Here is a 3,071-nt window from a genome sequence, read left to right on the forward strand (position 1 = left end):
GTGCCAGAGGGGGTCGTCGGTGGTCAGCGGGATGCGGCCGACGTCGATCGTGGCGCCACCGAGGGCGTAGCCCCAGCGGGCGGGCATGAGCCAGGCTAGTTGTTCGAGGACGGCGCGTCCCTTCACCGGGAACAGGCCGCCGCAGAGGATGAGCTGGGCCATGATCAGCAGGACCAGGAGTGGCATGCCGCGGTCGGCGTTGGAGATGCTGGCAGAGATCAGCAGTCCGACGGCGGTGGCCGCCCAGGTGACGCCGACGACGGCCAGCATGACCTCGACGGTGCCCGAGGTGGTGAGGACGAGGGGCTTGTCGGGGCCGTGCACGCCGAGCAGGGCCAAGGTGCTGAACAGAACGGCCTGGATGCCGGTGAGGATGCCGAGCACGGCAAGTTTCGATCCGAGGTAGGCGCCCATGGACAGGCCGGTGGCGCGTTCTCGTTGGTAGATGCCGCGTTCCTTGACCAGCTCGCGTACCGCCGCGGCGGATCCCATCAGCGCCCCGCCCATGATCAGGACGAGGAGGAGCTGGGGTGGTTGGCGTCCACCGGCCGCGGTGGAGAGCCCGTCGCTGCCGGGGACGGCGCGGGCGAGCCCGCTGAGCACGATCGGGAGGACGGCCAGGGACAGCAGGTAGGGCCGGTCGGCGGCGATCACGGCGAGGTAGCGCCGACACAGGACGGAGAACTGGACGAGGGGGGACTGCTGGCGTGGCGCGGCGGCGGGTGCGGCGGCACGGGGGGAGACGCGCTGCATCCCGAGCGTGTCCTCGACTTTGCGGTAGTAGGCGGGTGACTGCTGGAAGCGTGCGGCCCAATCGATGCGGGTCTCGCGTTCGAGCAGCAGGAACACGTCGGCGAAGTCGGGCTGCCCGAAGTAGGCGAGGGCTTCCTCAGGTGGCCCGAAGTAGGCGACCCGGCCGCCGGGGGCGAGGATCAGGACCCGGTCGCACAGGTCCAGGTTCGCGACGCTGTGGGTGACCACGACGACGGTGCGTCCGTCGTCGGCCAGGCCGCGCAGGTTGTGCATGACCTGCTTGTCCAGCCCGGGATCGAGCCCGGAGGTGGGTTCGTCGAGGAATAGCAGCGACGGTTTGGTCAGCAGCTCGAGAGCGACGCTGGTGCGTTTGCGCTGGCCACCGGAGAGCTTGGAGATCCGTAGCTCAGCGCGGTCGGCGAGGCCGAGCTCGGTGAGCACCTCGCCGATGCGCTGGTCTCGTTCGTGACCGGACACGTCGGTGGGGAACCGTAGCCGTGCCGCGTAGGACAGGGCGCGTCGGACGGTGAGCTGGGGGTGGAGGATGTCGTCCTGCGGGACGAGCCCGATGCGTTGGCGCAGCTCGTCGAAGTTGGCGTAGAGGTCGCGCCCGTCGTAGCGGACCCGGCCGGCGTCGGCTGGGCTGTAGCCGGTGAGCGCGCGCAGCAGGGTGGATTTCCCGGCGCCGCTGGGCCCGATCACGGCCAGCAGGCTGCGGCCTGGCAGCGCGAAGCTGACGCGGTCGACCAGGGTGCGGCCGTCCCGGATGACGGTGAGGTCGTCGGCCTCGAAGGCGACGTCGCCGGTGTCGACGTACTCGACGAGGGTGCCGTTGGCCAGTTGCAGCAGGCTGTGGCCGATACCGACCAGGTCGCGTTCGGTGATCGTGGCCTCGGTGATCCTTCGGCCGTTGACGAAGGTCCCGTTCGGGCTGGCCAGATCGGCCAGGCGCCACACCCCGTCGAGGTTGGTCAGTTCGGCGTGCCGGCGCGAGACGAGCAGGTCGTCGAGGACGATGTCGTTGTCGGGCAGACGGCCGATCCGGATCCGGGAGGTTCCGATCCGGTGCACCGTGGAGGGCTGCCTGCCCCGGGTCGGGGTCTGACCTGTCGGGACCGGGACATGGCTGCTCGGGGTGATCAACAGCTGGATGCCGCCGCGGCGTCCGAGCTCGACGGTGGTGGGCCCGTCGATGCTGACCCGCGCCACTCGCCGGCCCCCGACGAAGGTGCCGTTGCGGCTGTGGTCGACGAGCACCCATCCCAGCGCGGAGGACTCCAGGACAGCGTGCAGCCGGGACACGTGCCCGTCGTCGACGCGCACCGCCGAGGCCGTGTCACGACCGATCGTCACCGACTCGCCGGGCGCCATCACCCAGCTGTTCGGGCCCACCCGCAGCTGTACCGGGCGGGCACCGAACCCAACCGGAGCGACAGCGCTCACCGCGTGCACCTTGTCAGGTTGGTTCTCATGGCGAGGATGCTCCCAACTTCGTCGAGAACGCGGTAGTGGCGGGCCCTCGACAGCGCCCTCGCCGGCGGCCGGGGCGCCGCGGTGCGACGAGAGCGCCAAGCGGTGGCCCTCGTCGGGTGGCGTCTGGTGGCGTGGTTCGGGTCGTGGTCGGCTGGCACCGAGACGAAGACCTGCCGGACACTGTGTGTAGGCCGGTCCAGACGAGGTCGTGTGCGGCCGTCGTCCTGGTCGTCCGCGCCTGCGGCGGGCGGCTTCCTGGCGATTGGTGTCCTGGTCACCGGACATCGCTTTCTTGTCGTGCATCGGCTCTGGCGGGGGGAGATCGGGATCCGATGCTGCGGGACCTGACGGGTTCAGGGCGACCTGCCATGTGGCGGGGTACCGGCCGGCTCCGGGCTGGGTGAGCTTGGGGAGGTGCCGGCTGTTCGTAACGTCGGCCCGCACTACGCCGAACGTTTCAGCAGATGGACGGCCAGGAGGACGCGACAGTGAGTGATGCCTGCGGGAGGTGCGGGTGGCGACCGATGCCTCCGCAGGCACTGCGGTGCGCGGTCTGCGGTGCGCCGGCGGCCCGGCTGGCGGCCGAGACGAACATCGGGCCGAACGCGGCGTGGCCGTCCCCGTCGGGCCGCAGTGCTCCCTACACCGGTGCGGCGTCGCTCTTTCCCGGCTCCCCGGCATACGGCAGCCCGGATGCGGCACAGGCCCGCGGCAAGTACCCCGCCCAGCCCTCTCCGCAGCCCCACGCTCCGCAGTGGTCCGCGCCCCAATGGTCTGCACCCCAGCCCTACGCCCCGCAGTGGTCCGCGACGCCGCCACGCGTGCAGCAGGCCTCCGCGGGTCGG

General features: G+C 71.1%; 1 protein-coding gene and 1 pseudogene. One reads left to right on the forward strand and one right to left on the reverse strand.

Going from position 1 to position 3,071, the window contains the following annotated elements:
* On the reverse strand, positions 1-2,196 hold a 2,196-nt coding region (locus tag JWR81_RS12565; protein WP_297650826.1), incomplete at its 3' end, for an ATP-binding cassette domain-containing protein.
* Between the two features lie 554 nt (positions 2,197-2,750).
* Here JWR81_RS12565 and JWR81_RS12570 point away from each other — a divergent pair.
* Positions 2,751-3,071: pseudogene (locus tag JWR81_RS12570) on the forward strand (hypothetical protein); the annotation flags it as partial.

The sequence above is a fragment of the Pseudonocardia sp. genome (assembly GCF_025965585.1).
Taxonomy (GTDB): domain Bacteria; phylum Actinomycetota; class Actinomycetes; order Mycobacteriales; family Pseudonocardiaceae; genus Pseudonocardia.